Genomic DNA, 26,573 nt, shown 5'->3' on the forward strand with positions numbered 1-26,573 from the left:
CCGATGATAGTGCGGATTCCCGTGTGAAAGTAGGTAATCGTCAGGCTCCTCATGCAGCAAAACAAAAACCCCACCCCACAAAGGTGGGGTTTTTGCGTTTCAACTCACCTATTAGTGAGAGCCTCGATCGTCTTGGGTCGTAAGAAACGCTTGACAACGGCGTGTTGTTACCCCATAATCGATAGTTCTCTGCGGAGGGGTGCCCGAGTGGCTAAAGGGGGCAGACTGTAAATCTGTTGGCTTACGCCTACGTTGGTTCGAATCCAACCTCCTCCACCAGAATTTAAGCGGTAAGGGAATCCAACCCTCGCGGGTGTAGCTCAATGGTAGAGCAGAAGCCTTCCAAGCTTATGACGAGGGTTCGATTCCCTTCACCCGCTCCAGTGTCGGTTTTGTAGTGCCCATGTGGCTCAGTGGTAGAGCACTCCCTTGGTAAGGGAGAGGTCGGCAGTTCGATCCTGCCCATGGGCACCAGCTGTATCAGTCTAGTAAGTTGCGCGCGGCGCAAGGTGCGAAAATCCTGTTAGGAGTCGAAAATGGCCAAAGGTAAATTCGAGCGGACCAAGCCGCACGTGAACGTGGGCACGATCGGTCACGTTGACCACGGCAAGACCACGCTGACGGCAGCAATCACGACGGTGCTGACCAAGAAGTTCGGCGGCGAAGCAAAGGCGTACGACCAGATCGACGCAGCGCCGGAAGAAAAGGCACGTGGTATCACGATCAACACCGCGCACGTCGAGTACGAAACGGCTAACCGCCACTACGCACACGTCGATTGCCCGGGCCACGCCGACTACGTGAAGAACATGATCACGGGCGCCGCGCAGATGGACGGCGCAATCCTGGTGTGTTCGGCCGCTGACGGCCCGATGCCGCAAACGCGTGAGCACATCCTGCTGGCCCGCCAGGTCGGCGTGCCGTACATCATCGTGTTCCTGAACAAGTGCGACATGGTGGACGACGCCGAGCTGCTCGAGCTCGTCGAAATGGAAGTGCGCGAACTTCTGTCGAAGTACGACTTCCCGGGCGACGACACCCCGATCATCAAGGGTTCGGCCAAGCTCGCGCTGGAAGGCGACACGGGCGAGCTGGGCGAAGTGGCGATCATGAGCCTGGCCGACGCGCTGGACACGTACATCCCGACGCCGGAACGCGCGGTTGACGGCTCGTTCCTGATGCCGGTGGAAGACGTGTTCTCGATCTCGGGTCGCGGCACGGTGGTGACGGGTCGTATCGAGCGTGGCGTCGTGAAGGTCGGCGAGGAAATCGAAATCGTCGGTATCAAGACGACGGTGAAGACGACCTGCACGGGCGTGGAAATGTTCCGCAAGCTGCTCGACCAGGGTCAGGCAGGCGACAACGTTGGTATCCTGCTGCGCGGCACGAAGCGTGAAGACGTGGAGCGCGGCCAGGTTCTGGCCAAGCCGGGTTCGATCACGCCGCACACGCACTTCACCGCTGAGGTGTACGTGCTGAGCAAGGACGAAGGCGGCCGTCACACGCCGTTCTTCAACAACTACCGTCCGCAGTTCTACTTCCGTACGACGGACGTGACGGGCTCGATCGAGCTGCCGAAGGACAAGGAAATGGTGATGCCGGGCGACAACGTGTCGATCACGGTGAAGCTGATCGCCCCGATCGCCATGGAAGAAGGTCTGCGCTTCGCCATCCGCGAAGGCGGCCGTACCGTCGGCGCCGGTGTCGTTGCGAAGATTATCGAGTAAGAGCCAGAAATCTTCTCGGTAGTCAGTGGTTTCGGGGTTGGCGAAGTCCGCCGGCCCCAAATGGTTTAGGGGTATAGCTCAACTGGCAGAGCGTCGGTCTCCAAAACCGAAGGTTGGGGGTTCGATTCCCTCTGCCCCTGCCAAATTCTTGCGCCACGTGGCGCTGTGTTTAAGGTGTTATGGCGAATCCTTCCGTCGAAACTGTAAATACCTCCGGCGACAAGTTGATGTTGGTGGCGGGCGTATTGTTGGTGTTGGCCGGGTTCGTTGGATTCTTCTGGCTCTCTGGCCAAGAATGGTACGTCCGCGGCGCAGCGCTTGCTGTCGGTGTCATCGCGGGTGTCGCGGTCGGTCTTCTCTCTGCGCCGGGCAAGGGCTTCATCGCCTTCGCCAAAGACTCCTACAAAGAAGTCCGTAAGGTTGTCTGGCCGACTCGCAAAGAGGCCACGCAAACGACTCTGGTGGTCTTCGCGTTTGTTTTGATCATGGCCATTTTCCTTTGGCTTAGCGATAAGTCAATCGAGTGGGTGATTTTCTCGGCGATTCTGGGGTGGAAATGATATGAGCGATACTCCGACATCCCCGAGTGGAAAGCGTTGGTATGTGGTGCACGCCTACTCCGGCATGGAGAAGAGCGTGCAACGTGCGCTTCAGGAGCGCATCGAGCGCGCAGGTATGCAGGATCAATTCGGCCAGATTCTCGTTCCGACCGAAGAAGTCGTTGAAGTGAAAGGTGGCCACAAGTCGGTCACCGAGCGTCGTTTCTTCCCGGGTTACGTCCTGGTTGAAATGGAAATGACGGACGAGACGTGGCACTTGGTCAAGAACACGGCCAAGGTCACGGGATTCATCGGCGGCACGCGAAATCGACCAAGCCCGATTTCGCCGCGTGAAGTCGAAAAAATCATGTCGCAGATGCAGGAAGGTGTCGAGAAGCCGCGGCCGAAGACGCTTTTCGAAGTGGGCGAGATGGTTCGCGTGAAGGAAGGTCCTTTCACCGACTTCAACGGTAACGTCGAAGAAGTGAACTACGAGAAGTCCAAGGTTCGTGTTTCCGTCACGATCTTCGGCCGATCGACACCGGTCGAACTCGAATTCGGCCAAGTTGAAAAGACTTAGTCGAATACATCGCGCGTAGCCTCGTGGCTATCGCGCGATTCGCGCTTACGGTCCGCGTCATGACCGTTGAGGAGCGTCAGTAGCCGGCAACGTCGAACGCGCGCTATCACTCACCGAACGCTCACGCGTTCAGCAGAGGTTTTCAACATGGCAAAGAAAATCATTGGCTTTATCAAGCTGCAGATTCCTGCAGGTAAAGCCAACCCGTCGCCGCCGGTCGGTCCGGCACTGGGCCAGCGCGGCCTGAACATCATGGAGTTCTGCAAGGCGTTCAACGCGCAGACTCAGGGCATGGAGCCGGGTCTGCCGGTGCCGGTCGTCATTACGGCATTCGCGGACAAGAGCTTCACGTTCATCATGAAGACGCCGCCGGCTACCGTTCTGATCAAGAAGGCAGCCGCTGTGCAGAAGGGTTCGAGCAAGCCGCACACCGACAAGGTCGGCAACATCACCCGCGCTCAAGCGGAAGAAATCGCGAAGACCAAGATGCCGGATCTTACGGCAGCTGATCTGGACGCAGCCGTGCGCACGATCGCCGGTAGCGCGCGTTCGATGGGCATCACTGTGGAGGGCGTGTAAATGGCTAAGGTTTCCAAGCGCCTCCAGGCATTCGCAAGCAAGGTCGATCGTCAGAAGCTGTACGCAATCGACGAAGCACTGAGCCTCGTGAAGGAATGCGCCAGCGCCAAGTTCGACGAGTCGATCGACGTGGCAGTGCAACTCGGGATCGATGCGAAGAAGTCGGACCAAGTGGTTCGCGGTTCCGTGGTTCTCCCGGCTGGCACCGGCAAGTCGGTTCGCGTGGCGGTGTTCGCGCAAGGCGACAAGGCTGAACAAGCTCGCGCAGCAGGTGCGGACGTAGTCGGCATGGAAGATCTGGCCGAGCAAGTCAAGGCCGGCAACCTGAACTTCGACGTCGTGATCGCATCGCCGGACACGATGCGTGTCGTCGGTACGCTGGGCCAGATCCTCGGCCCGCGCGGCCTGATGCCGAACCCGAAGGTCGGCACCGTGACGCCGGACGTCGCGCAAGCGGTCAAGAACGCAAAGGCTGGTCAGGTGCAATTCCGCGTCGACAAAGCCGGTATCATCCACGGTACGATCGGTCGTGCGTCGTTCGAGTCGGCGTCGCTGCGCCAGAACTTGTCCGCGCTGATCGAAGCGCTGCAAAAGGCGAAGCCGGCGACGAGCAAGGGCGTGTACCTGCGCAAGATCGCCGTGTCGAGCACGATGGGTGTCGGCGTTCGCGTGGATCAAGCCACGCTCGCGCAGCAGTAAAAATTCTGGGCGTGATCGAAAGATCGTGTCTCTAAAAGGGCTTTGGGCGGTTGCAAGATTGCAGTTCGGTCGAGCAACCGGTTGTCAAAGACCGTTGGTGGTGGTGCAGCAGGCGGGCATTGCCTTAATTCAAGCCAACGCAGATGGCGAACCCGAAACAGTTTTGTAGTGGTTGAAGTCGGTTGTCGAGCGTCGTGAGACGGATCACCAATCGATCGAGATACTCCTAACAGTCGGACGCCGTTGTTGAACGTGGTGCATGAGGGTTTGTGGCCCGAGTGCATCGAATCTGGAGGTTTAACCGTGCCACTGAACAAAGAAGATAAGCAGGCAGTCGTCGCTGAAGTCGCCGCGCAAGTCGCGAAGGCTCAGACGATGGTGCTCGCTGAGTATCGTGGGATCACGGTTGGCGATCTGACCAAGCTGCGCGCGAAAGCGCGTGAGCAACAGGTGTATCTGCGCGTTCTGAAGAACACGCTGGCGCGTCGCGCCGTCGAAGGTACCCCGTTCGCTCCGCTGGCTGAGCAGATGACCGGTCCTCTGATCTACGGCATCTCGGAAGATGCCATTGCCGCTGCCAAGGTCGTCAATGACTTCGGTAAGAGCAATGACAAGTTGATCATCAAGGCTGGTTCCTACGAAGGCAACGTGATGGACAAGGCAGGCGTGCAAGCGCTGGCCAACATCCCGAGCCGCGAAGAACTGCTCTCCAAGCTGCTGTTCGTTATGCAGGCCCCTGTTTCTGGCTTTGCGCGCGCTCTAGCCGCGCTGGCTGAAAAGAAGCAGAGCGAAGCTGCGTAACGACCACGCTTGGGCGCTAGTCGCTTAACGTAGGCAAAGCTAGATCGCTAGCTCGATCCGAATTCAAATTAGGAGTATTTCAAATGGCAATCGCAAAAGAAGACATCCTGGAAGCCGTTGGCTCGATGTCCGTTCTGGAACTGAACGAGCTGGTCAAGGCGTTCGAAGAGAAGTTTGGCGTGTCGGCCGCTGCTGTTGCAGTCGCTGGCCCGGCAGGTGGCGGCGCAGCTGCTGCCGTCGAAGAGCAAACCGAATTCACGGTTAACCTGCTCGAAGTGGGCGCAAACAAGGTTTCCGTGATTAAGGCTGTTCGCGAACTGACGGGTCTCGGCCTGAAGGAAGCGAAGGACCTGGTCGACGGTGCACCGAAGCCCGTCAAGGAAGCGGTGCCGAAGGCTGCTGCTGAAGAAGCGAAGAAGAAGCTGGAAGAAGCAGGCGCGAAGGCTGAAATCAAGTAAGTCCCGTTGCGCTATGCGAAGGCTGGCGGTTTTTCACCGCCGGCCTTTTTGTGCTTTGTGGGGATGTAGTTTTGGTGCTTGGAAGCAGGCATAAACGTCCCCGCAGAAGTCAAAGTGAACGGTCGTATCGGTATGAATTTCCGGCTGTTCTCTTTGTCTTCTGAAGCGACTGCAGAAGGCAAGTTTGGTCGGGTAGCGGGAAACACAGGCATCCGCTGCCGTCAGCCAGCGGTTGGTAGCGGCCAACCACCAAGCTTCTAGACTCGCGCGTCCTCCCCGGACACGTGCGTGGGTCTCAGTCGGTGAACACCGGGTCGTGACATCGAGGTATCCCGCCTCGGTAACGCCCGCCGTGATTCGGAGATCGTATGCAATATTCCTTCACCGAGAAGAAGCGTATTCGCAAGAGTTTCGCGAAGCGCCCCATCGTTCACCAAGTTCCCTTTTTGCTGGCAACCCAGCTTGAATCATTCCAGACGTTTCTGCAAGCAGACACGTCGTCGTCGCAGCGCAAGGCCGAAGGCCTGCAAGCTGCGTTCACCTCTGTTTTCCCGATTGTCTCGCACAACGGTTTCGCGCGGCTCGAATTCGTCAGCTACATGCTGTCGTCGCCCGCATTCAACATCAAGGAATGCCAACAGCGCGGCCTGACGTACTGCTCGGCCCTGCGCGCAAAAGTACGCCTCGTTCTGCTCGACAAGGAATCGCCGAGCAAGCCGGTCGTCAAGGAAGTAAAGGAACAGGAAGTGTACATGGGCGAGATTCCGCTCATGACGCCGACGGGTTCGTTCGTCATCAACGGAACGGAGCGCGTGATCGTGTCGCAGCTCCACCGTTCGCCGGGCGTGTTTTTCGAGCACGATAAGGGCAAGACGCACAGCTCCGGCAAGCTGCTGTTCTCGGCGCGCATCATTCCCTACCGCGGCTCGTGGCTCGATTTCGAATTCGACCCGAAGGACGTCCTGTACTTCCGCGTCGACCGTCGCCGGAAGATGCCGGTCACGATCCTGCTGAAGGCAATCGGTATGTCGCCGGAGCAGATCCTCGCGAACTTCTTCGTGTTCGACAACTTCGGCCTGATGAGCGAAGGCGCGCAGATGGAATTCGTTCCGGAGCGTCTGCGCGGTGAAGTCGCGCGCTTCGACATCAACGACCGCGACGGCAACCTCGTCGTCGCGAAGGACAAGCGCGTCAACGCCAAGCACATTCGCGATCTCGAAAACGCGAAGACGAAGTTCATCTCGGTGCCGGAAGACTATCTGCTCGGCCGCGTGCTGGCGAAGAACGTGATCGACCCGGAAACGGGTGAAGTGATTGCGAACGCCAACGAAGAAATCACGGAAACGGTTCTCGAAAAGCTGCGCGAAGCGAAGGTCAAGGACATCCAGACGCTGTACACGAACGATCTGGACCAAGGCCCGTATATCTCGTCGACGCTGCGTATCGATGAAACCGCCGACAAGATGGCCGCGCGTATTGCGATCTATCGCATGATGCGTCCGGGCGAGCCGCCGACCGAAGAAGCGGTCGAGGCGCTGTTCAATCGTCTGTTCTACAGCGAAGACGCGTACGACCTCTCGAAGGTCGGCCGTATGAAGTTCAACCGCCGCGTCGGCCGCGACGAAATCGTCGGCCCGATGACGCTGCAGGACGACGACATCCTCGCCACGATCAAGATCCTGGTCGAGCTGCGTAACGGCAAGGGCGAAGTGGACGACATCGACCACTTGGGCAATCGTCGTGTGCGCTGCGTCGGCGAACTGGCGGAAAACCAGTTCCGCGCCGGTCTCGTGCGTGTCGAACGTGCTGTGAAGGAACGCCTCGGCCAAGCCGAAAGCGAAAACCTGATGCCGCACGACCTGATCAACTCGAAGCCGATTTCGTCGGCGATTCGCGAGTTCTTCGGTTCGTCGCAGCTCTCGCAGTTCATGGACCAGACCAACCCGCTGTCGGAAATCACGCACAAGCGCCGTGTTTCCGCACTGGGCCCGGGCGGTCTGACGCGCGAGCGCGCGGGCTTCGAAGTCCGCGACGTGCATCCGACGCACTATGGCCGCGTGTGCCCGATCGAAACGCCGGAAGGTCCGAACATCGGTCTGATCAACTCGCTGGCTCTGTACGCGCACCTGAACGAATACGGCTTCCTCGAAACGCCGTATCGCAAGGTCGTGGACAGCAAGGTGACCGATCAGATCGACTATCTGTCGGCGATCGAAGAAGGCCGTTATGTGATCGCTCAGGCGAACGCGGCAGTGGCCGAAGACGGCACGCTGACCGACGAACTCGTGTCGTCGCGTGAAGCGGGCGAAACGCTGATGGTCACGCCGGACCGCATCCAGTACATGGACGTGGCGCCGTCGCAGATCGTGTCGGTGGCGGCATCGCTGATTCCGTTCCTCGAGCACGACGACGCGAACCGCGCGTTGATGGGCTCGAACATGCAGCGTCAGGCCGTGCCTTGCCTGCGTCCGGAAAAACCGGTCGTCGGTACGGGCATCGAGCGCACGGTTGCGGTCGACTCGGGTACGACGGTTCAGGCGCTGCGTGGCGGCGTCGTGGACTATGTCGACGCGGGCCGTATCGTGATTCGCGTGAACGACGATGAAGCCGTCGCCGGCGATGTCGGCGTGGACATCTACAACCTGATCAAGTACACGCGTTCGAACCAGAACACGAACATCAACCAGCGTCCGATCGCGAAGGTCGGCGACAAGGTTGCGCGTGGCGACGTGCTGGCTGATGGCGCCTCGACCGATCTGGGCGAGCTCGCGCTCGGTCAGAACATGCTGGTCGCGTTCATGCCGTGGAACGGCTACAACTTCGAAGACTCGATCCTGATCTCGGAAAAGGTCGTGGCCGACGATCGCTACACGTCGATCCACATCGAAGAGCTGAACGTCGTTGCTCGTGACACGAAGCTCGGACCGGAAGAAATCACGCGCGATATTTCGAACCTCGCGGAAGTGCAGCTCGGCCGTCTCGACGAGTCGGGCATCGTGTACATCGGCGCGGAAGTCGAAGCGGGCGACGTGCTCGTCGGCAAGGTCACGCCCAAGGGCGAAACCCAGCTGACGCCGGAAGAAAAGCTGCTGCGCGCGATCTTCGGTGAAAAGGCGTCGGACGTGAAGGACACGTCGCTGCGCGTGCCGTCGGGCATGAGCGGTACGGTCATCGACGTGCAAGTGTTCACGCGCGAAGGCATCACGCGTGACAAGCGCGCGCAACAGATCATCGACGACGAACTGAAGCGCTATCGCCTCGATTTGAACGACCAGCTGCGCATCGTGGAAGGCGACGCGTTCTCGCGTCTCGCCCGCATGCTGAACGGCAAGGTCGCGAACGGTGGTCCGAAGAAGCTCGCGAAGGGCACGGCGATCGACCTCGCGTACCTCGAAGATCTCGACCACTACCACTGGTTCGATATCCGCCTCGCGGACGAAGAAGCAGCGGCGCAGCTGGAAGCGATCAAGGATTCGATCGAGCAGAAGCGTCACCAGTTCGACCTCGCGTTCGAAGAGAAGCGCAAGAAGCTCACGCAAGGCGACGAACTGCCGCCGGGCGTGCTGAAGATGGTCAAGGTGTACCTCGCCGTCAAGCGTCGTCTGCAGCCTGGCGACAAGATGGCGGGCCGCCACGGCAACAAGGGTGTCGTGTCGAAGATCGTGCCGATCGAAGACATGCCGTACATGGCCGACGGCCGTCCGGCCGACGTCGTGCTGAATCCGCTCGGCGTGCCGTCGCGGATGAACGTGGGTCAGATTCTCGAAGTGCACCTGGGCTGGGCTGCGAAGGGTCTCGGCTGGCGTATCGGCGAGATGATGCAGCGTCAGTCGAAGATCGAAGAGATGCGTCAGTTCCTCACGCAGATCTACAACGAGTCGGGCCGTCAGGAAGAGCTGGACAAGTTCTCCGACGACGAGATCCTCGAACTCGCGAAGAACCTGCGCGAAGGCGTGCCGTTCGCGACGCCGGTGTTCGACGGCGCGACGGAACACGAAATGACGCGTGCGCTGGATCTGGCATTCCCGGACGAGATCGCGACGAACCTCGGCATGACGCCGTCGAAGAACCAGGTCACGCTGTACGACGGCCGCACCGGCGAAGCATTCGAGCGCACGGTCACGGTCGGCTACATGCACTACCTGAAGCTGCACCACTTGGTCGACGACAAGATGCACGCACGTTCGACCGGTCCGTACTCGCTCGTCACGCAGCAGCCGCTGGGTGGTAAGGCGCAGTTCGGTGGTCAGCGCTTCGGTGAGATGGAAGTGTGGGCGCTCGAGGCGTATGGCGCGTCGTATGTGCTGCAGGAAATGCTGACGGTCAAGTCGGACGACGTGACGGGCCGGACGAAGGTTTATGAGAACCTCGTCAAGGGCGATCACGTGATCGACGCGGGCATGCCGGAATCCTTCAACGTGTTGGTGAAGGAAATCCGCTCGCTCGGTATTGATATCGATCTGGACCGCAATTAATCGGACTACGGAGAGAAAGCAATGAAAGCTCTGCTCGATCTATTCAAGCAAGTCCAACAAGAAGAAGTTTTTGATGCGATCAAGATCGGCCTCGCGTCGCCCGACAAGATTCGTTCTTGGTCGTTCGGCGAAGTGAAGAAGCCGGAGACCATCAACTACCGCACCTTCAAGCCGGAGCGGGATGGTCTGTTCTGCGCGAAGATTTTTGGTCCGATCAAGGACTACGAATGCCTGTGCGGCAAGTACAAGCGCCTCAAGCATCGTGGCGTCATTTGTGAAAAGTGCGGCGTCGAAGTGACGCTGGCGAAGGTGCGTCGTGAGCGGATGGGTCACATCGAGCTCGCGTCGCCGGTCGCACACATCTGGTTCCTGAAGTCGCTGCCGTCGCGTCTGGGCATGGTGCTCGACATGACGCTGCGCGACATCGAGCGCGTGCTGTACTTCGAAGCCTATGTGGTCATCGATCCGGGCATGACGCCGCTGAAAGCGCGGCAGATCATGACCGAAGAGGATTACTACAACAAGGTCGAAGAGTACGGTGACGAGTTCCGCGCCGAGATGGGCGCGGAAGGCGTGCGCGAACTGCTGCGCGCGATCAACATCGACGAACAGGTCGAGATGCTGCGCACCGAACTCAAGAACACGGGTTCGGAAGCGAAGATCAAGAAGTACGCGAAGCGCCTGAAAGTGCTCGAGGCTTTCCAGCGTTCGGGCATCAAGCCCGACTGGATGGTGCTGGAAGTGCTGCCGGTGCTGCCGCCGGAACTGCGGCCGCTCGTGCCGCTCGATGGCGGCCGTTTCGCGACGTCGGACCTGAACGACCTGTATCGCCGCGTGATCAACCGTAACAACCGGTTGAAGCGTCTGCTCGAGCTGAAGGCGCCTGAAATCATCGTCCGCAACGAAAAGCGGATGCTGCAGGAAGCCGTCGATTCGCTGCTCGACAACGGCCGTCGCGGCAAGGCGATGACCGGCGCGAACAAGCGTCCGTTGAAGTCGCTCGCTGACATGATCAAGGGCAAGGGCGGTCGTTTCCGTCAGAACCTGCTCGGTAAGCGCGTCGACTACTCGGGCCGTTCGGTGATCGTGGTCGGCCCGACGCTCAAGCTGCATCAGTGCGGTCTGCCGAAGCTGATGGCGCTCGAACTGTTCAAGCCTTTCATCTTCAACAAGCTGGAAGTGATGGGCGTCGCGACGACCATCAAGGCCGCGAAGAAGGAAGTCGAGAACCAGACGCCGGTGGTGTGGGACATTCTCGAAGAAGTCATTCGCGAACATCCGGTCATGCTCAACCGTGCGCCTACGCTGCACCGACTCGGCATTCAGGCTTTCGAGCCGGTGCTGATCGAAGGCAAGGCGATTCAGCTGCATCCGCTCGTCTGCGCGGCGTTTAACGCCGACTTCGACGGTGACCAGATGGCCGTTCACGTGCCGCTGTCGCTCGAAGCGCAGATGGAAGCGCGCACGCTGATGCTGGCGTCGAACAACGTCCTGTTCCCGGCCAACGGCGATCCGTCGATCGTGCCGTCGCAGGATATCGTGCTGGGCCTTTACTACGCGTCGCGTGAAGCGATCAACGGCAAGGGCGAAGGCATGACGTTCACGGGCGTGTCGGAAGTCATCCGCGCGTACGAGAACAAGGAAGTCGAGCTGGCTTCGCGCGTCAACGTGCGTATCACCGAAATGGTGGCGAACGAAGACCAGAGCGAAGGCGCGCCGAAGTTCGTGCCGAAGATCTCGCTGTTCGCGACGACCGTCGGCCGCTCGATCCTGTCGGAGATTCTGCCGCCGGGCCTGCCGTTCACGGTGCTGAACAAGCCGCTGAAGAAGAAAGAAATCTCGCGCCTGATCAACACGGCGTTCCGCAAGTGCGGTCTGCGCGAGACGGTGATCTTCGCCGACCAGCTGATGCAGATGGGCTTCCGTCTCGCGACGCGCGCCGGCATCTCGATCTGCGTGGACGACATGCTCGTGCCGCCGCAGAAGGAGACGATCGTCGGCGACGCCGCGAAGAAGGTGAAGGAGTACGACCGTCAGTACATGTCGGGTCTCGTCACCGCGCAGGAACGCTACAACAACGTGGTCGACATCTGGTCGGCGACGTCGGAAGCGGTCGGCAAGGCGATGATGGAGCAGCTCGCGACGGAGCCGGTCACGGACCGTGACGGCAACGAGACGAAGCAGGAGTCGTTCAACTCCATCTACATGATGGCCGACTCGGGCGCGCGGGGTTCCGCGGTGCAGATTCGTCAGCTCGCCGGTATGCGTGGCCTGATGGCGAAGCCGGACGGCTCGATCATCGAGACGCCGATTACCGCGAACTTCCGCGAAGGCCTGAACGTGTTGCAGTACTTCATCTCGACGCACGGTGCCCGTAAGGGTCTGGCGGATACGGCGTTGAAGACCGCGAACTCGGGTTACCTGACCCGTCGTCTCGTCGACGTGACGCAGGATCTGGTCGTCGTCGAAGATGATTGCGGCACGTCGAACGGCGTGGCGATGAAGGCGTTGGTCGAAGGCGGTGAAGTCGTCGAAGCGCTGCGTGACCGCATTCTCGGCCGCGTCGCGGTGGCGGACGTCGTCAATCCGGAAACGCAGGAAACGCTGTACGCGTCGGGCGATTTGCTCGATGAAGACGCAGTGGAAAAGATCGAAAGCCTCGGCATCGACGAAGTGCGCGTGCGCACGCCGCTCACCTGCGAAACGCGCTATGGCCTGTGCGCTGCCTGTTACGGCCGCGACCTGGGCCGCGGTTCGCGCGTGAACGTCGGCGAGGCAGTCGGTGTGATCGCTGCTCAGTCGATCGGTGAGCCGGGCACGCAGCTGACCATGCGTACGTTCCACATCGGTGGTGCGGCGTCGCGTGCGGCGGTTGCATCGACGGTCGAAGCGAAGAGCAACGGTACGGTGCGCTTCACGGCCACGATGCGTTACGTCACGAACGCGAAGGGCGAGCAGGTCGTCATCTCGCGTTCGGGCGAAGCGATCATCGCGGACGACTTTGGTCGCGAGCGTGAGCGTCACAAAGTGCCGTACGGCGCGACGCTGCTGCAACTCGATGGCGCAACCATCAAGGCCGGTGCGCAACTGGCTCAATGGGATCCGCTGACGCGTCCGATCATCACCGAGTGGGGCGGTACGGTGAAGTTCGAAAACGTCGAGGAAGGCGTGACGGTCGCGAAGCAGATCGACGACGTGACCGGTCTTTCGACCCTCGTCGTGATCGATGCAAAGCGCCGCGGCTCGCAGGCCGGCAAGAGCGTGCGTCCGCAGGTGAAACTGCTCGACGCGAACGGCGAGGAAGTGAAGATCCCGAACACCGAGCATTCGGTGCAGATCGGCTTCCAGGTCGGCGCACTGATCACCGTTAAGGATGGTCAGCAAGTGCAGGTCGGTGAAGTGCTGGCGCGTATCCCCGTTGAAGCGCAGAAGACGCGTGACATTACCGGTGGTCTGCCGCGCGTGGCCGAACTGTTCGAAGCGCGCTCGCCGAAGGACGCGGGTATTCTCGCGGAAGTCACGGGCACGACGTCGTTCGGTAAGGACACGAAGGGCAAGCAGCGTCTCGTCATCACGGACCTCGAAGGCAATCAGCACGAGTTCCTGATCGCGAAGGAAAAGCAAGTGCTGGTGCACGATGGTCAGGTCGTCAACAAGGGCGAAATGATCGTCGACGGCCCTGCCGATCCACACGACATCCTGCGTCTGCAGGGTATCGAGGCGCTGTCGCGCTACATCGTGGACGAAGTGCAGGACGTGTACCGTCTGCAGGGCGTGAAGATCAACGACAAGCACATCGAAGTGATCGTGCGTCAGATGCTGCGTCGTGTGCAGATCGTCGACAACGGCGATACGCGCTTCATCCCGGGCGAGCAGGTTGAGCGTTCGGACATGCTGGACGAGAACGACAGCATGACCGCGGACGACAAGCGGCCGGCGACGTACGAAAACGTGCTGCTCGGTATCACGAAGGCATCGCTGTCGACCGACTCGTTTATCTCGGCGGCGTCGTTCCAGGAAACGACCCGCGTGCTGACCGAAGCGGCGATCATGGGCAAGCGCGACGATCTGCGTGGCCTGAAGGAAAACGTGATCGTCGGCCGTCTGATTCCGGCCGGTACGGGTCTCGCGTTCCATAAGGCGCGCAAGGCGAAGGAATCGTCGGATCGCGAACGCTTCGACCAGATCGCTGCCGAAGAGGCATTCGACTTTGGTACGCCGGAAGCCCCGGCAGCGGAGCCGCAGCAGCAGCCGCACACCAACGAGTAAGCGTTCTTCGCTCGTAGCACCATCGAACCGCTCAGCTTCGGCTGGGCGGTTTTTTTTCGCCTGTACGTTTGGGCGTCACCCTCGTCCAAATGGCTAACGGCGCTTTTGCCCGCGCATGCGTTGGTAGAATTCGTTATCTCTCACGTCGCAGTGCGCACTTTCCTCCATGTCCCGGTCGCTCGAAATACTCAACGAAATCTTCGGCTATCCCGCATTTCGCGGACAACAGGCGGAGATCGTCGAGCATGTCGCGAACGGCGGCGATTCGCTTGTCTTGATGCCGACGGGTGGCGGCAAGTCGCTCTGCTATCAGATACCGTCGCTCGTGCGGCGTGAGGCCGGGCTTGGCGCGGGCATCGTCGTGTCGCCGCTGATCGCGTTGATGCAGGATCAGGTTGCGGCGATGACGGAAGTCGGCGTGCGGGCCGCGTATCTCAATTCGACGCTTTCAGGCGCCGAAGCCGCCGCGACCGAACGCGCATTGCGCAACGGCGAGATCGATTTGTTGTACGTCGCGCCGGAGCGCCTGATGACGCCGCGCTTCCTTGATCTGCTCGAAAGCTCGCCGGTCGGGCTCTTCGCGATCGACGAAGCGCATTGCGTGTCTCAATGGGGTCACGACTTCCGCCCGGAGTACATTCAGCTTTCGGTGCTGCACGAGCGCTTTCCGAACGTGCCGCGCATCGCGCTCACCGCGACCGCGGATGCAATCACGCGCGATGAGATCGTGCATCGCCTCGCGCTCGACGACGCGCGCATCTTCGTCTCCAGCTTCGACCGGCCGAACATCCGCTATCGGATCGTCGAGAAGGACAACGCGCGCTCGCAATTGCTCGACTTCATCCGCGCGGAACATACGAACAAGGACGGCACGACCGATGCGGGCGTGGTCTATTGTCTGTCGCGCCGCAAGGTCGAGGAGACCGCGGACTGGCTGAAGGGGCAGGGCGTTCGCGCGCTGCCTTATCACGCGGGCATGGAGTTCGAGACGCGCCAGAGGCACCAGGAGATGTTCCAACGAGACGAAGGCATCGTCATGTGCGCGACGATCGCCTTTGGCATGGGCATCGACAAGCCGGACGTGCGCTTCGTCGCGCATCTGGATTTGCCGAAGAGCGTCGAGGGCTACTATCAGGAGACCGGACGCGCGGGCCGTGATGGTCTGCCAGCGAACGCGTGGATGGCTTACGGCTTGGGCGACGTCGTTCAGCAGCGCAAGATGATCGACGAGTCCGAAGCCGACGACGCGCACAAGCGCGTACAGACCGGCAAGCTCGATGCGCTACTGGGCCTGTGCGAAGTGGCGTCGTGCCGCCGCGTGCGCCTGCTCGCGTATTTCGGCGAGACGAGCAAGCCGTGCGGCAACTGCGATACCTGTATCGAGCCGCCCGCTTCCTTCGATGCCACGCGCGAGGCGCAGATGGCGCTGTCGTGTGTGTATCGCGCGCAGCGGGCGAGCGGATTCCATTTCGGTGCGGGACATCTCATCGATATCCTTCGCGGCACGCGCAGCGAAAAAGTGCTGCAACGCGGCCACGAGAAGATTTCCACCTTCGGCGTCGGCGCGGCGCTGTCGGAACCTGAATGGCGTGCGGTGTTTCGGCAGCTCGTCGCGTTCGGTTATCTCGCCGTCGATCACGACGGCTTCGGTGCGCTCGTCCTCACCGACGCCAGCAAGCCCGTGCTCAAAGGCGAAGAACACGTCACGCTGCGCAAGTACGTGAAGCCCACGCGGGCGCGCCAGTCCTCGAGCCGCACGGGCGAACGTGCCGATCCGACCGCCGGCATGTCAGCGCGCGAGAAGGCTCGCTGGGAACGGTTGCGTGCCTGGCGCGCCGAGACCGCGAAAAGCGACGGCGTGCCGGCGTATGTCATCTTCCACGACGCCACCCTCGCGGAGATTGCGCGAAGCGATCCCGATACCATCGACGATCTGCGCCATATTCCAGGCATCGGCGTGCGTAAGCTCGAACGCTTCGGCGATGAATTGCTCGATGTCGTCGGTTCGGATTGACATCAGACGCGGAAAAGGCGCTGAAATCATCGCAACGTATTGACCCGATTGCGATTTTCAGAATATCATGCTTGGTTCTCGTTCTTGGTCCGCCTTCGGATCCGGCTTAGTGTCGGGCGCGGAGAGTGGAATTCATCGGCGAGATCGTCAAACGCGCACTTATTTTCGCTTTGCCCGAGAAAATTGCGCGGAATTTGTTCAATTTCAGGAATAAACGATGCCAACCATCAATCAACTGGTTCGCAAAGGCCGCACGTCGGAAACGACGAAGAGCAAGTCGCCGGCCCTGCAGGACTGCCCGCAGCGTCGCGGCGTGTGCACCCGCGTGTACACGACGACGCCGAAGAAGCCGAACTCGGCACTCCGGAAGGTCGCCAAGGTTCGCCTGACCAATGGCTTCGAAGTCATTTCGTACATCGGTGGTGAAGGCCACAACCTGCAAGAGCACTCGGTCGTGCTGATCCGCGGCGGCCGTGTGAAGGACTTGCCGGGTGTGCGCTACCACATGGTTCGCGGCTCGCTGGATACGCAGGGCGTCAAGGACCGTAAGCAAGCTCGCTCGAAGTACGGTGCGAAGCGTGCCAAGGCTGGCAAGTAAGTCGCCGGTCTGCTGTAAAAGAAACAGGTCGCCGCAAGGCGGTTGAGGCGGTGGTGCCGGAAGTGCCGGTGCTGTCGAGTAAGTGGTCACCCGGCCAAGCTGGTTTAGTCGAATAGATGTGGATCGGGTTAGTTGGTGGCCGCGGAGCTGAACGAAGCTCCAACTGAAAAAGTAAAGGAAGAAACATGCCGCGTCGTCGCGAAGTCCCCAAGCGGGAAGTGTTGCCGGATCCGAAATTCGGCAACGTAGATGTAGCCAAGTTCATGAACGTGCTGATGCTCTCCGGCAAGAAGTCGGTTGCCGAGCGTATCGTGTACGGCGCTTTTGAACAGATCCAGACCAAGGGTGGCAAGGACCCGCTGGAAGTGTTCACGGTTGCGCTCAACAACGTGAAGCCGGTGGTCGAAGTGAAGAGCCGTCGCGTTGGTGGTGCCAACTATCAGGTTCCGGTCGAAGTGCGTCCCTCGCGTCGTATGGCATTGGCGATGCGTTGGTTGCGTGAAGCCGCGAAGAAGCGCAGCGAAAAGTCGATGGCCCTGCGTCTCGCAGGTGAACTCTCCGAAGCGGCCGAAGGCCGTGGTGGCGCAATGAAGAAGCGCGACGAAGTTCACCGCATGGCGGAAGCCAACAAGGCATTCTCGCACTTCCGTTTCTAAGCTCCCGCTCACCGGGCAAACGGAAAATCAGGGCGGGTGCGCTAGTATTGGCGCCTCGCCCGTTTGTGTTAGGGCGCGGCCGGCAGTCCGCCGGCGCGTCGACCGAAAAAGGATCCAAAGTGGCTCGCAAGACACCTATCGAGCGCTACCGCAATATCGGTATCAGCGCTCACATCGACGCCGGCAAAACGACGACGACCGAGCGCATCCTGTTCTACACGGGCGTGAACCACAAGATCGGTGAAGTTCACGACGGCGCAGCAACGATGGACTGGATGGAGCAGGAGCAGGAGCGCGGCATCACCATCACGTCGGCTGCTACCACTGCCTTCTGGAAGGGCATGGGCGGCAACTATCCCGAGCACCGCATCAACATCATCGACACCCCGGGACACGTGGACTTCACGATCGAAGTGGAGCGCTCGATGCGCGTCCTCGACGGCGCGTGCATGGTCTACTGTGCAGTGGGCGGCGTGCAGCCGCAGTCGGAAACGGTGTGGCGTCAGGCGAACAAGTACAAGGTTCCCCGTCTCGCGTTCGTCAACAAGATGGACCGTACCGGCGCGAACTTCTTCAAGGTCTATGACCAGTTGAAGAACCGTCTCAAGGCGAACCCGGTTCCCGTCGTCGTGCCGATCGGCGCGGAAGAGAACTTCAAGGGCGTCGTCGATCTGCTGAAGATGAAAGCGATCATTTGGGACGAAGCGTCGCAAGGTACGAAGTTCGACTACGTCGACATCCCCGCTGAACTCGTCGACACCTGCAACGAGTGGCGCGAGAAGATGATCGAATCGGCCGCTGAAGCCAGCGAAGAGCTGATGGAAAAGTACCTCGGCGGCGAAGAGCTGACCGAAGCGGAAATCGTCAAGGCGATCCGCGACCGGACCATCGCGTGCGAAATCCAGCCGATGCTGTGCGGCACCGCGTTCAAGAACAAGGGCGTGCAGCGCATGCTCGACGCCGTCATCGACTTCCTGCCGTCGCCGGTCGACATTCCGCCGGTTACGGGCGAACTCGAAAGCGGCGAGAAGGGCGAGCGCCGTGCATCGGACGACGAGAAGTTCTCGTCGCTGGCGTTCAAGATCATGACGGACCCGTTCGTCGGTCAGCTGATCTTCTTCCGCGTGTATTCGGGCGTCGTGAATTCGGGCGACACCGTGCTGAACGCGACTAAGGACAAGAAGGAACGCCTTGGCCGTATTCTGCAGATGCACGCGAACCAGCGTGAAGAAATCAAGGAAGTGCGCGCGGGCGACATCGCGGCGGCAGTCGGTCTGAAAGAAGCGACTACGGGCGACACGTTGTGCGATCCGCAGCACCCAATCGTGCTCGAACGCATGATTTTCCCGGAGCCGGTGATTTCGCAGGCCGTCGAGCCGAAGACGAAGCCCGACCAGGAAAAAATGGGTCTGGCGCTGAATCGTCTGGCGCAGGAAGATCCGTCGTTCCGCGTTCAGACGGACGAAGAGTCGGGCCAAACCATCATTTCGGGCATGGGTGAACTCCACCTCGAAATTCTGGTTGACCGGATGCGGCGTGAATTCGGCGTGGAAGCGACTGTCGGCAAGCCGCAGGTTGCTTACCGCGAGACGATCCGCAGCAAGGCGGAAGACGTCGACGGCAAGTTCGTCAAGCAGTCGGGCGGTCGCGGCCAGTACGGTCACGCGGTCATCACGCTCGAGCCGAACGAGCAGGGCAAGGGCTACGAGTTCCTGGACGAGATCAAGGGCGGCGTGATTCCGCGCGAATACATCCCGGCCGTGGACAAGGGTATCCAGGAAACGCTGAAGTCGGGCGTGCTGGCTGGCTTCCCGGTCGTGGACGTGAAGGTTCACCTGACCTTCGGTTCGTACCACGACGTCGACTCGAACGAAAATGCGTTCCGCATGGCCGGTTCGATGGCGTTCAAGGAAGCAATGCGCAAGGCAAGCCCGGTCATCCTCGAACCGATGATGGCCGTGGAAGTCGAAACGCCTGAAGACTACATGGGCAACGTGATGGGCGATCTGTCCGGCCGTCGCGGCATCGTCCAGGGCATGGAAGACATGATTGGCGGCGGCAAGATCGTTCGCGCCGAAGTGCCGCTGTCGGAAATGTTCGGCTACTCGACCTCGCTGCGCTCGCTGACGCAAGGCCGTGCAACGTACACGATGGAGTTCAAGCACTACTCCGAAGCTCCGCGTAATGTCGCCGAAGCGATCATCAACGCAAAAGGCAAGTAATTCGGCGCAGGCCACAAGTCTTTAACCGATAAACAATCTCTGAACGAAGGTAATCATGGCAAAAGGTAAATTCGAGCGGACCAAGCCGCACGTGAACGTGGGCACGATCGGTCACGTTGACCACGGCAAGACCACGCTGACGGCAGCAATCACGACGGTGCTGACCAAGAAGTTCGGCGGCGAAGCAAAGGCGTACGACCAGATCGACGCAGCGCCGGAAGAAAAGGCACGTGGTATCACGATCAACACCGCGCACGTCGAGTACGAAACGGCAAACCGCCACTACGCACACGTCGATTGCCCGGGCCACGCCGACTACGTGAAGAACATGATCACGGGCGCCGCGCAGATGGACGGCGCAATCCTGGTGTGTTCGGCCGCTGACGGCCCGATGCCGCAAACGCGTGAGCACATCCTGCTGGCCCGCCAGGTCGGCGTGCCGTACATCATCGTGTTCCTGAACAAGTGCGACATGGTGGACGACGCCGAGCTGCTCGAGCTCGTCGAAATNGAAGTGCGCGAACTTCTGTCGAAGTACGACTTCCCGGGCGACGACACCCCGATCATCAAGGGTTCGGCCAAGCTCGCGCTGGAAGGCGACACGGGCGAGCTGGGCGAAGTGGCGATCATGAGCCTGGCCGACGCGCTGGACACGTACATCCCGACGCCGGAACGCGCGGTTGACGGCTCGTTCCTGATGCCGGTGGAAGACGTGTTCTCGATCTCGGGTCGCGGCACGGTGGTGACGGGTCGTATCGAGCGTGGCGTCGTGAAGGTCGGCGAGGAAATCGAAATCGTCGGTATCAAGACGACGGTGAAGACGACCTGCACGGGCGTGGAAATGTTCCGCAAGCTGCTCGACCAGGGTCAGGCAGGCGACAACGTTGGTATCCTGCTGCGCGGCACGAAGCGTGAAGACGTGGAGCGCGGCCAGGTTCTGGCCAAGCCGGGTTCGATCACGCCGCACACGCACTTCACCGCTGAGGTGTACGTGCTGAGCAAGGACGAAGGCGGCCGTCACACGCCGTTCTTCAACAACTACCGTCCGCAGTTCTACTTCCGTACGACGGACGTGACGGGCTCGATCGAGCTGCCGAAGGACAAGGAAATGGTGATGCCGGGCGACAACGTGTCGATCACGGTGAAGCTGATCGCCCCGATCGCCATGGAAGAAGGTCTGCGCTTCGCCATCCGCGAAGGCGGCCGTACCGTCGGCGCCGGTGTCGTTGCGAAGATTATCGAGTAAGATATCGGCCTTGCTCGATTGAAGTTGCAGTAAGTAGTGCCTGATCGGGTTCGGGCGTTCGCTCTCCGCGAGCGCCTGAACCCACGCTCTTTTGCCAAATGTGCGGTGCAACACCGCCTCGCTCTTTTCTAAGGAATCGTCATGCAGAACCAGAAAATCCGTATTCGCCTGAAGGCTTTCGACTATCGTCTGATCGATCAATCGGCGGCCGAAATCGTCGACACCGCGAAGCGGACTGGCGCGATCGTCCGTGGCCCGGTGCCGCTGCCGACGCGTATTCAGCGTTTTGACATTCTGCGTTCGCCGCACGTCAACAAGACGTCGCGCGACCAGCTCGAAATCCGCACGCATCAACGCCTGATGGACATCGTCGATCCGACGGACAAGACCGTCGACGCGCTGATGAAGCTCGATCTGCCGGCGGGCGTGGATGTCGAGATCAAGCTGCAGTAAGTCTAAAAAGCTCCGCTGACGGTGGCAAAGCCGTCCGACGGAGCTAAGTCTTTGATTGCTTGCATGATTCGAAAAGCCTTGTTATACTCCAAGGCTTTTCGCGCCTATGTGCACGAAAAAGACGCAAGAAAGCCAGCCCAGTTTTTCGTAACGAAGCCGGCATTTGTAAATCAGCCCCGACCAATCGCAGTTGGGAATGGAGAAAACGATGAGCCTTGGACTCGTAGGTCGCAAGGTTGGCATGACCCGTATCTTCACGCCTGAAGGGGATTCGATCCCCGTCACCGTGCTGGACGTGTCGGACAACCGCGTGACGCAGATCAAGACCGTTGAAACGGATGGTTATACCGCCGTTCAGGTTGCATTCGGTGCTCGCCGCGCATCGCGCGTGACGAAGCCGCTGGCGGGTCACCTCGCCAAAGCCGGTGTTCAAGCCGGTGAAATCCTCAAGGAATTCCATATCGATGCAGCCAAGGCAGGTGAACTGTCGAACGGCGCTGTCATCGCTACGGATATTTTCGAAGTCGGCCAGAAAGTTGACGTGCAAGGCACGTCGATCGGTAAGGGCTACGCCGGTACCATCAAGCGCTACAACTTCGCTTCGGGCCGCGCATCGCACGGTAACTCGCGTTCGCACAACGTTCCGGGTTCGATCGGTATGGCGCAGGATCCGGGTCGTGTTTTCCCGGGTAAGCGCATGACGGGTCACCTCGGCGACGAAACCGTTACGGTTCAAAACCTCGAAATCGCCCGCATCGACGCTGAGCGCAGTCTGCTGCTCGTCCGCGGTGCTGTTCCGGGTGCGAAGGGTGGCAAGGTCTTTGTGACCCCGGCCGTCAAGACGCGTGCTGTGAAAGGAGCGAAATAATGGAACTTAAGCTCCTGAATGCCAATGGTCAGGAAGGCGCTGGCGTGAACGCATCGGACGTCGTGTTCGGTCGCGATTACAACGAAGCCCTGATTCACCAGATCGTCGTCGCTTATCAGGCGAACGCACGTAGCGGCAACCGCGCGCAGAAGGACCGCGAGCAGGTCAAGCACACCACCAAGAAGCCGTGGCGTCAGAAGGGTACGGGCCGTGCTCGTGCCGGTATGTCGTCGAGCCCGTTGTGGCGCGGCGGTGGTCGCATCTTCCCGAATTCGCCGGAAGAAAACTTCTCGCACAAGGTCAACAAGAAGATGCATCGCGCAGGCCTCTGCTCGATCTTCTCGCAACTGGCTCGTGAAGGCCGTATTGCCGTGGTCGAAGACCTCGCGCTCGAAGCCCCGAAGACCAAGCTGCTGGCCGATAAATTCAAGGCGATGGGTCTCGACTCCGTGTTGGTCATCACCGATACGGTCGACGAAAACCTGTACCTCGCGTCGCGCAACCTGGCCCACGTGGCGGTTGTCGAGCCGCGTTACGCCGACCCGCTCTCGCTGATCTACTTCAAGAAGATCCTGATCACGAAGGCTGCGGTCGCTCAGATCGAGGAGTTGCTGTCATGAGCGAAGTTCGCAAAAACGATCATCGTTTGATGCAAGTTCTGCTCGCGCCGGTGATCTCCGAAAAGGCGACGCTGGTTGCCGACAAGAACGAACAGGTCGTGTTCGAAGTCGCGCCGGACGCCACGAAGCAGGAAGTGAAGGCTGCTGTCGAGCTGCTGTTCAAGGTCGAAGTCAATTCCGTCAACGTGCTCGTCACGAAGGGCAAGGCCAAGCGCTTTGGCCGCTTCAACGGCAAGCGCAAGGACGTGAAGAAGGCGTACGTCTGCCTGAAGCCCGGCCAGGAAATCAACTTTGAAGCGGAGGCCAAGTAATCATGGCAATCGTGAAAGTTAAGCCGACCTCGCCGGGTCGCCGCGCGATGGTCAAGATCGTCAACAAGGATCTGCACAAGGGCAAGCCGCACGCAGCGCTGCTCGACTCGCAATCCAAGTCGGCGGGCCGTAACAACAACGGCCGTATCACCACGCGTCACCAGGGTGGTGGTCACAAGCAGCACTACCGTATCGTCGATTTCCGTCGCAACAAGGACGGCATTCCGGCAAAGGTCGAGCGTCTCGAGTACGACCCGAACCGTAGCGCGAACATCGCGCTGGTTCTGTACGCAGACGGCGAGCGTCGCTACATCATCGCGCCGAAGGGCGTGGCGGTCGGCGCGCAGCTGATGTCCGGTTCGGAAGCGCCGATCCGCGCAGGTAACGCCCTGCCGATCCGCAACATCCCGGTCGGTACGACGATCCACTGCATCGAAATGCTGCCGGGCAAGGGCGCGCAAATGGCGCGTTCGGCGGGCACGTCGGCGATGCTGCTGGCGCGCGAAGGCGTCTACGCTCAGGTGCGTCTGCGTTCGGGCGAAATCCGCCGCGTGCACGTCGAGTGCCGCGCGACGATCGGCGAAGTGGGCAACGAAGAGCACAGCCTCCGTCAAATCGGTAAGGCTGGCGCGAACCGCTGGCGCGGTATCCGCCCGACGGTGCGTGGCGTTGCAATGAACCCGGTCGATCACCCGCACGGCGGTGGTGAAGGTAAGACGGCAGCAGGTCGCGATCCGGTGAGCCCGTGGGGCACGCCGACGAAGGGCTATCGCACCCGCAGCAATAAGCGCACGACGACGATGATCGTCCAGCGCCGTCACAAGCGTTAAGGAGTAGGCAATGACACGTTCTGCTAAAAAAGGTCCGTTCTGCGACGCTCATTTGCTGAAGAAGGTTGAGGCGGCTGCATCGACGCGTGACAAGAAGCCGATCAAGACCTGGTCGCGTCGTTCGACGATTCTGCCGGACTTCATCGGTCTGACGATCGCTGTTCACAACGGCCGTCAGCACGTTCCGGTGTACGTCACGGAAAACATGGTCGGCCACAAGCTTGGCGAGTTCGCACTGACCCGTACGTTCAAGGGTCACGCGGCCGACAAGAAGGCCAAGAAATAAGGGGCAATCAAGATGGAAGTGAAAGCAATTCATCGCGGTGCCCGCATCTCGGCGCAGAAAACGCGCCTTGTGGCTGACCAGATCCGTGGTCTGCCGGTCGACAAGGCGCTGAACGTCCTTACGTTCTCGCCGAAGAAGGCGGCGGGTATCGTCAAGAAGGTCGTGATGTCTGCGATCGCGAATGCGGAACACAACGAAGGCGCGGATATCGACGAGCTCAAGATCACGAGCATCTACGTCGACAAGGCTGCTTCGCTGAAGCGTTTCACCGCACGCGCGAAGGGTCGCGGTAACCGCATCGAGAAGCAATCCTGTCACATCACTGTGACGGTCGGGAATTAAGGAGCCATACGATGGGACAGAAAATTCATCCGACTGGCTTCCGTTTGGCCGTCAGCCGCAATTGGGCTTCGCGTTGGTACGCGAACAACAACAATTTCGCGGCGATGTTGCAGGAAGACATCGGTGTTCGTGAATACCTGAAGAAGAAGCTGAAGAACGCTTCGGTTGGCCGCGTCGTCATCGAGCGTCCGGCAAAGAACGCACGCATCACGATTTACAGCTCGCGTCCGGGCGTCGTCATCGGCAAGAAGGGTGAAGACATCGAACTGCTGAAGTCCGAGCTGCAAAAGCGCATGGGCGTTCCGGTTCACGTCAACATCGAAGAAATCCGCAAGCCGGAAACCGATGCTCAGCTGATCGCTGACTCCATTACGCAGCAGCTCGAGCGCCGGATCATGTTCCGTCGCGCGATGAAGCGCGCGATGCAGAACGCGATGCGTCTTGGCGCCCAAGGCATCAAGATCATGAGCGCGGGCCGTCTGAACGGTATCGAAATCGCTCGTACCGAGTGGTATCGCGAAGGTCGCGTGCCCCTTCATACGCTGCGCGCGGATATCGACTATGCGACCTCGGAAGCGAAGACGACGTACGGCATCATCGGCGTGAAGGTGTGGGTCTACAAGGGCGACACCCTCGGCCGCAACGAAGCGCCGGTCGTGGAAGAAGTGGCGGAAGAAAAGCGTCCGCGCCGTAACGCACGTCCGGGTGGCGATCGCCGTCCGCGTCGCGATGGCGAAGGCGGCGGTCCGGCAGGTGCACGCCGTGGCGGCCCCCGTCGTGGCGGTGACGCGAAGACTGGAGAATAACGATGCTGCAACCGAAACGCAGAAAGTATCGCAAAGAGCAGAAAGGTCGTAACACCGGCAAGGCGACGCGCGGCAACGCGGTGTCGTTCGGTGAATACGGTCTGAAGGCCATCGGTCGCGGCCGTTTGACCGCGCGTCAGATTGAAGCGGCGCGTCGTGCAATGACGCGTCACATCAAGCGTGGCGGCCGTATCTGGATCCGTATCTTCCCGGACAAGCCGATTTCGCAAAAGCCGGCCGAAGTGCGTATGGGTAACGGTAAGGGTAACCCTGAGTACTACGTCGCTGAAATTCAACCGGGCAAGATGCTGTACGAAATGGACGGTGTCTCCGAAGAACTGGCGCGCGAAGCGTTCCGTCTGGCTGCAGCCAAGCTGCCGCTCAAGACGAACTTCGTCATCCGTCAGCTCGGCGCCTAAGGAGTAAATGATGAAGGCAACTGAACTTCGCCAGCAAGACCAGGCCGCGCTCAACAAGGAGCTGTCGGACCTGCTCAAGGCGCAATTTGGCTTGCGTATGCAACTCGCGACCCAGCAGCTCACGAACACGAGCCAGCTGAAGAAGGTCCGTCGCGACATCGCACGTGTGCGCACCGTCATGACCGAGAAGGCGAACCAGAAATGAACGATAGCGTAAAAACCTCGCTCAAGCGGACGCTGGTCGGCAAGGTCGTCAGCAACAAGATGGACAAGACGGTCACCGTGCTGGTCGAGCACCGCGTGAAGCATCCGATCTACGGCAAGTACGTCGTGCGCTCGAAGAAGTACCACGCGCATGACGACGCGAACACGTACAACGAGGGCGACCTCGTTGAAATCCAGGAAACTCGTCCGATTTCGAAGACGAAGGCCTGGGTTGTGTCGAAGCTGGTTGAAGCGGCTCGCGTGATCTGAAGCTGAAGTAGCAGTACCGCGATGCGCTAGCATCGAGTGTCGCAGTAAGTTTCGCTTGCAAGACCGAGATTATTTGTTATAATCTCGGTCTTCCCTCTTTGTGGGAGCCCCGTCGCGGGCGAAACTGGTGGGGGAAGCCGGCTCAGGCGCCAGCCTGAGTCGACAGATTCACCGGATTGCGATGGCGGGTTTCGTCTGCCATTGCTGCCTGTTCTAACCCAAGCAGCCATTTGGCTGGCGGGACCAAGACTGACCGGTTGTGCCATGGTGGTGCAATCGGATTAAGTTGGGAAAGATAAAC

The 26,573-nt window shown here is 60.1% G+C and carries 25 protein-coding genes and 4 tRNA genes; all 29 read left to right on the forward strand.

Annotated features, from left to right (window positions below; genetic code table 11):
- Positions 1-193: 193 nt before the first annotated feature.
- The 29 genes from AWB74_RS25270 (at position 194) to rpsQ (ending at position 26,272) form a co-directional block, all read left to right on the forward strand.
- Positions 194-279 (forward strand) — tRNA-Tyr (locus AWB74_RS25270).
- Between the two features lie 30 nt (positions 280-309).
- A tRNA-Gly gene (locus AWB74_RS25275) sits at positions 310-383 on the forward strand.
- 16 nt (positions 384-399) lie between these two features.
- Positions 400-474 (forward strand) — tRNA-Thr (locus tag AWB74_RS25280).
- A 62-nt stretch (positions 475-536) separates the two neighbouring features.
- The gene (gene tuf / locus AWB74_RS25285; protein WP_061126160.1) at positions 537-1,727 is read left to right on the forward strand and encodes an elongation factor Tu; all 1,191 of its coding nucleotides are present in this window, start codon (positions 537-539) and stop codon (positions 1,725-1,727) included.
- Between the two features lie 67 nt (positions 1,728-1,794).
- Positions 1,795-1,870 (forward strand) — tRNA-Trp (locus AWB74_RS25290).
- Positions 1,871-1,906: 36 nt separating this feature from the next.
- Complete coding sequence (gene secE, locus AWB74_RS25295; protein WP_008343790.1) at positions 1,907-2,287, forward strand: preprotein translocase subunit SecE; 381 nt, start codon at positions 1,907-1,909, stop codon at positions 2,285-2,287.
- 1 nt (position 2,288) lies between these two features.
- Positions 2,289-2,846, forward strand: a complete 558-nt coding sequence (nusG, locus tag AWB74_RS25300) for a transcription termination/antitermination protein NusG (protein ID WP_035970531.1) — start codon at positions 2,289-2,291, stop codon at positions 2,844-2,846.
- Between the two features lie 147 nt (positions 2,847-2,993).
- Positions 2,994-3,425 (forward strand): 50S ribosomal protein L11, encoded by a 432-nt coding sequence (gene rplK, locus AWB74_RS25305; RefSeq protein WP_008343796.1) that lies wholly within the window; start codon positions 2,994-2,996, stop codon positions 3,423-3,425.
- Positions 3,426-4,124 carry a 50S ribosomal protein L1 gene (gene rplA / locus AWB74_RS25310; protein WP_061126166.1) on the forward strand — a complete coding sequence of 233 codons (699 nt, stop codon included), beginning with the start codon at positions 3,426-3,428 and terminating at the stop codon, positions 4,122-4,124. It begins immediately after the preceding gene.
- A 303-nt stretch (positions 4,125-4,427) separates the two neighbouring features.
- Entirely contained in the window at positions 4,428-4,925 is a 498-nt protein-coding gene (gene rplJ, locus AWB74_RS25315) for a 50S ribosomal protein L10 (RefSeq protein ID WP_061149449.1), read from the forward strand.
- Positions 4,926-5,008: 83 nt separating this feature from the next.
- Entirely contained in the window at positions 5,009-5,383 is a 375-nt protein-coding gene (rplL, locus tag AWB74_RS25320) for a 50S ribosomal protein L7/L12 (protein ID WP_035511392.1), read from the forward strand.
- A gap of 368 nt (positions 5,384-5,751) precedes the next feature.
- Positions 5,752-9,858: a DNA-directed RNA polymerase subunit beta gene (rpoB, locus tag AWB74_RS25325; RefSeq protein ID WP_061149450.1), complete on the forward strand. Its 4,107-nt coding sequence runs from the start codon at positions 5,752-5,754 to the stop codon at positions 9,856-9,858.
- A 21-nt stretch (positions 9,859-9,879) separates the two neighbouring features.
- A complete protein-coding gene (gene rpoC, locus AWB74_RS25330) occupies positions 9,880-14,127 on the forward strand; it encodes a DNA-directed RNA polymerase subunit beta' (RefSeq protein WP_061149451.1) in 4,248 nt (1,415 codons plus the stop codon).
- A gap of 166 nt (positions 14,128-14,293) precedes the next feature.
- Positions 14,294-16,141: a DNA helicase RecQ gene (gene recQ / locus AWB74_RS25335; protein ID WP_061149452.1), complete on the forward strand. Its 1,848-nt coding sequence runs from the start codon at positions 14,294-14,296 to the stop codon at positions 16,139-16,141.
- A gap of 217 nt (positions 16,142-16,358) precedes the next feature.
- The gene (rpsL, locus tag AWB74_RS25340; protein WP_006053290.1) at positions 16,359-16,739 is read left to right on the forward strand and encodes a 30S ribosomal protein S12; all 381 of its coding nucleotides are present in this window, start codon (positions 16,359-16,361) and stop codon (positions 16,737-16,739) included.
- Between the two features lie 185 nt (positions 16,740-16,924).
- Positions 16,925-17,395, forward strand: a complete 471-nt coding sequence (gene rpsG, locus AWB74_RS25345; protein WP_006053291.1) for a 30S ribosomal protein S7 — start codon at positions 16,925-16,927, stop codon at positions 17,393-17,395.
- Positions 17,396-17,514: 119 nt separating this feature from the next.
- Positions 17,515-19,617, forward strand: coding sequence for an elongation factor G (gene fusA / locus AWB74_RS25350; protein WP_061149512.1), 2,103 nt, complete (start codon positions 17,515-17,517; stop codon positions 19,615-19,617).
- A 55-nt stretch (positions 19,618-19,672) separates the two neighbouring features.
- Positions 19,673-20,863, forward strand: coding sequence for an elongation factor Tu (gene tuf, locus AWB74_RS25355; protein WP_061149453.1), 1,191 nt, complete (start codon positions 19,673-19,675; stop codon positions 20,861-20,863).
- A 141-nt stretch (positions 20,864-21,004) separates the two neighbouring features.
- Positions 21,005-21,316: a 30S ribosomal protein S10 gene (gene rpsJ, locus AWB74_RS25360; RefSeq protein WP_006998489.1), complete on the forward strand. Its 312-nt coding sequence runs from the start codon at positions 21,005-21,007 to the stop codon at positions 21,314-21,316.
- Positions 21,317-21,524: 208 nt separating this feature from the next.
- Positions 21,525-22,184 (forward strand): 50S ribosomal protein L3, encoded by a 660-nt coding sequence (gene rplC / locus AWB74_RS25365; RefSeq protein WP_061149513.1) that lies wholly within the window; start codon positions 21,525-21,527, stop codon positions 22,182-22,184.
- Complete coding sequence (rplD, locus tag AWB74_RS25370; RefSeq protein WP_061126159.1) at positions 22,184-22,804, forward strand: 50S ribosomal protein L4; 621 nt, start codon at positions 22,184-22,186, stop codon at positions 22,802-22,804. The genes rplC and rplD overlap by 1 nt, the downstream gene beginning before the upstream one ends.
- Entirely contained in the window at positions 22,801-23,115 is a 315-nt protein-coding gene (rplW, locus tag AWB74_RS25375; RefSeq protein ID WP_035967599.1) for a 50S ribosomal protein L23, read from the forward strand. Before rplD ends, rplW begins: the two co-directional genes overlap by 4 nt.
- A gap of 2 nt (positions 23,116-23,117) precedes the next feature.
- On the forward strand, positions 23,118-23,945 hold the full coding sequence (rplB, locus tag AWB74_RS25380; RefSeq protein ID WP_061126158.1) for a 50S ribosomal protein L2: 828 nt from the start codon (positions 23,118-23,120) through the stop codon (positions 23,943-23,945).
- Between the two features lie 10 nt (positions 23,946-23,955).
- Positions 23,956-24,231 carry a 30S ribosomal protein S19 gene (rpsS, locus tag AWB74_RS25385; RefSeq protein ID WP_008343850.1) on the forward strand — a complete coding sequence of 92 codons (276 nt, stop codon included), beginning with the start codon at positions 23,956-23,958 and terminating at the stop codon, positions 24,229-24,231.
- A 12-nt stretch (positions 24,232-24,243) separates the two neighbouring features.
- The gene (rplV, locus tag AWB74_RS25390; protein ID WP_061149454.1) at positions 24,244-24,573 is read left to right on the forward strand and encodes a 50S ribosomal protein L22; all 330 of its coding nucleotides are present in this window, start codon (positions 24,244-24,246) and stop codon (positions 24,571-24,573) included.
- Positions 24,574-24,584: 11 nt separating this feature from the next.
- The gene (rpsC, locus tag AWB74_RS25395; RefSeq protein WP_014192478.1) at positions 24,585-25,379 is read left to right on the forward strand and encodes a 30S ribosomal protein S3; all 795 of its coding nucleotides are present in this window, start codon (positions 24,585-24,587) and stop codon (positions 25,377-25,379) included.
- Between the two features lie 2 nt (positions 25,380-25,381).
- Positions 25,382-25,798, forward strand: a complete 417-nt coding sequence (rplP, locus tag AWB74_RS25400) for a 50S ribosomal protein L16 (RefSeq protein ID WP_035967605.1) — start codon at positions 25,382-25,384, stop codon at positions 25,796-25,798.
- 10 nt (positions 25,799-25,808) lie between these two features.
- A complete protein-coding gene (rpmC, locus tag AWB74_RS25405) occupies positions 25,809-26,003 on the forward strand; it encodes a 50S ribosomal protein L29 (RefSeq protein WP_061126173.1) in 195 nt (64 codons plus the stop codon).
- On the forward strand, positions 26,000-26,272 hold the full coding sequence (gene rpsQ / locus AWB74_RS25410) for a 30S ribosomal protein S17 (protein ID WP_008343854.1): 273 nt from the start codon (positions 26,000-26,002) through the stop codon (positions 26,270-26,272). Before rpmC ends, rpsQ begins: the two co-directional genes overlap by 4 nt.
- Positions 26,273-26,573 lie beyond the last annotated feature (301 nt).

This window comes from Caballeronia arvi (assembly GCF_001544695.2).
In the GTDB taxonomy this organism is placed as follows: Bacteria; Pseudomonadota; Gammaproteobacteria; order Burkholderiales; family Burkholderiaceae; genus Caballeronia; species Caballeronia arvi.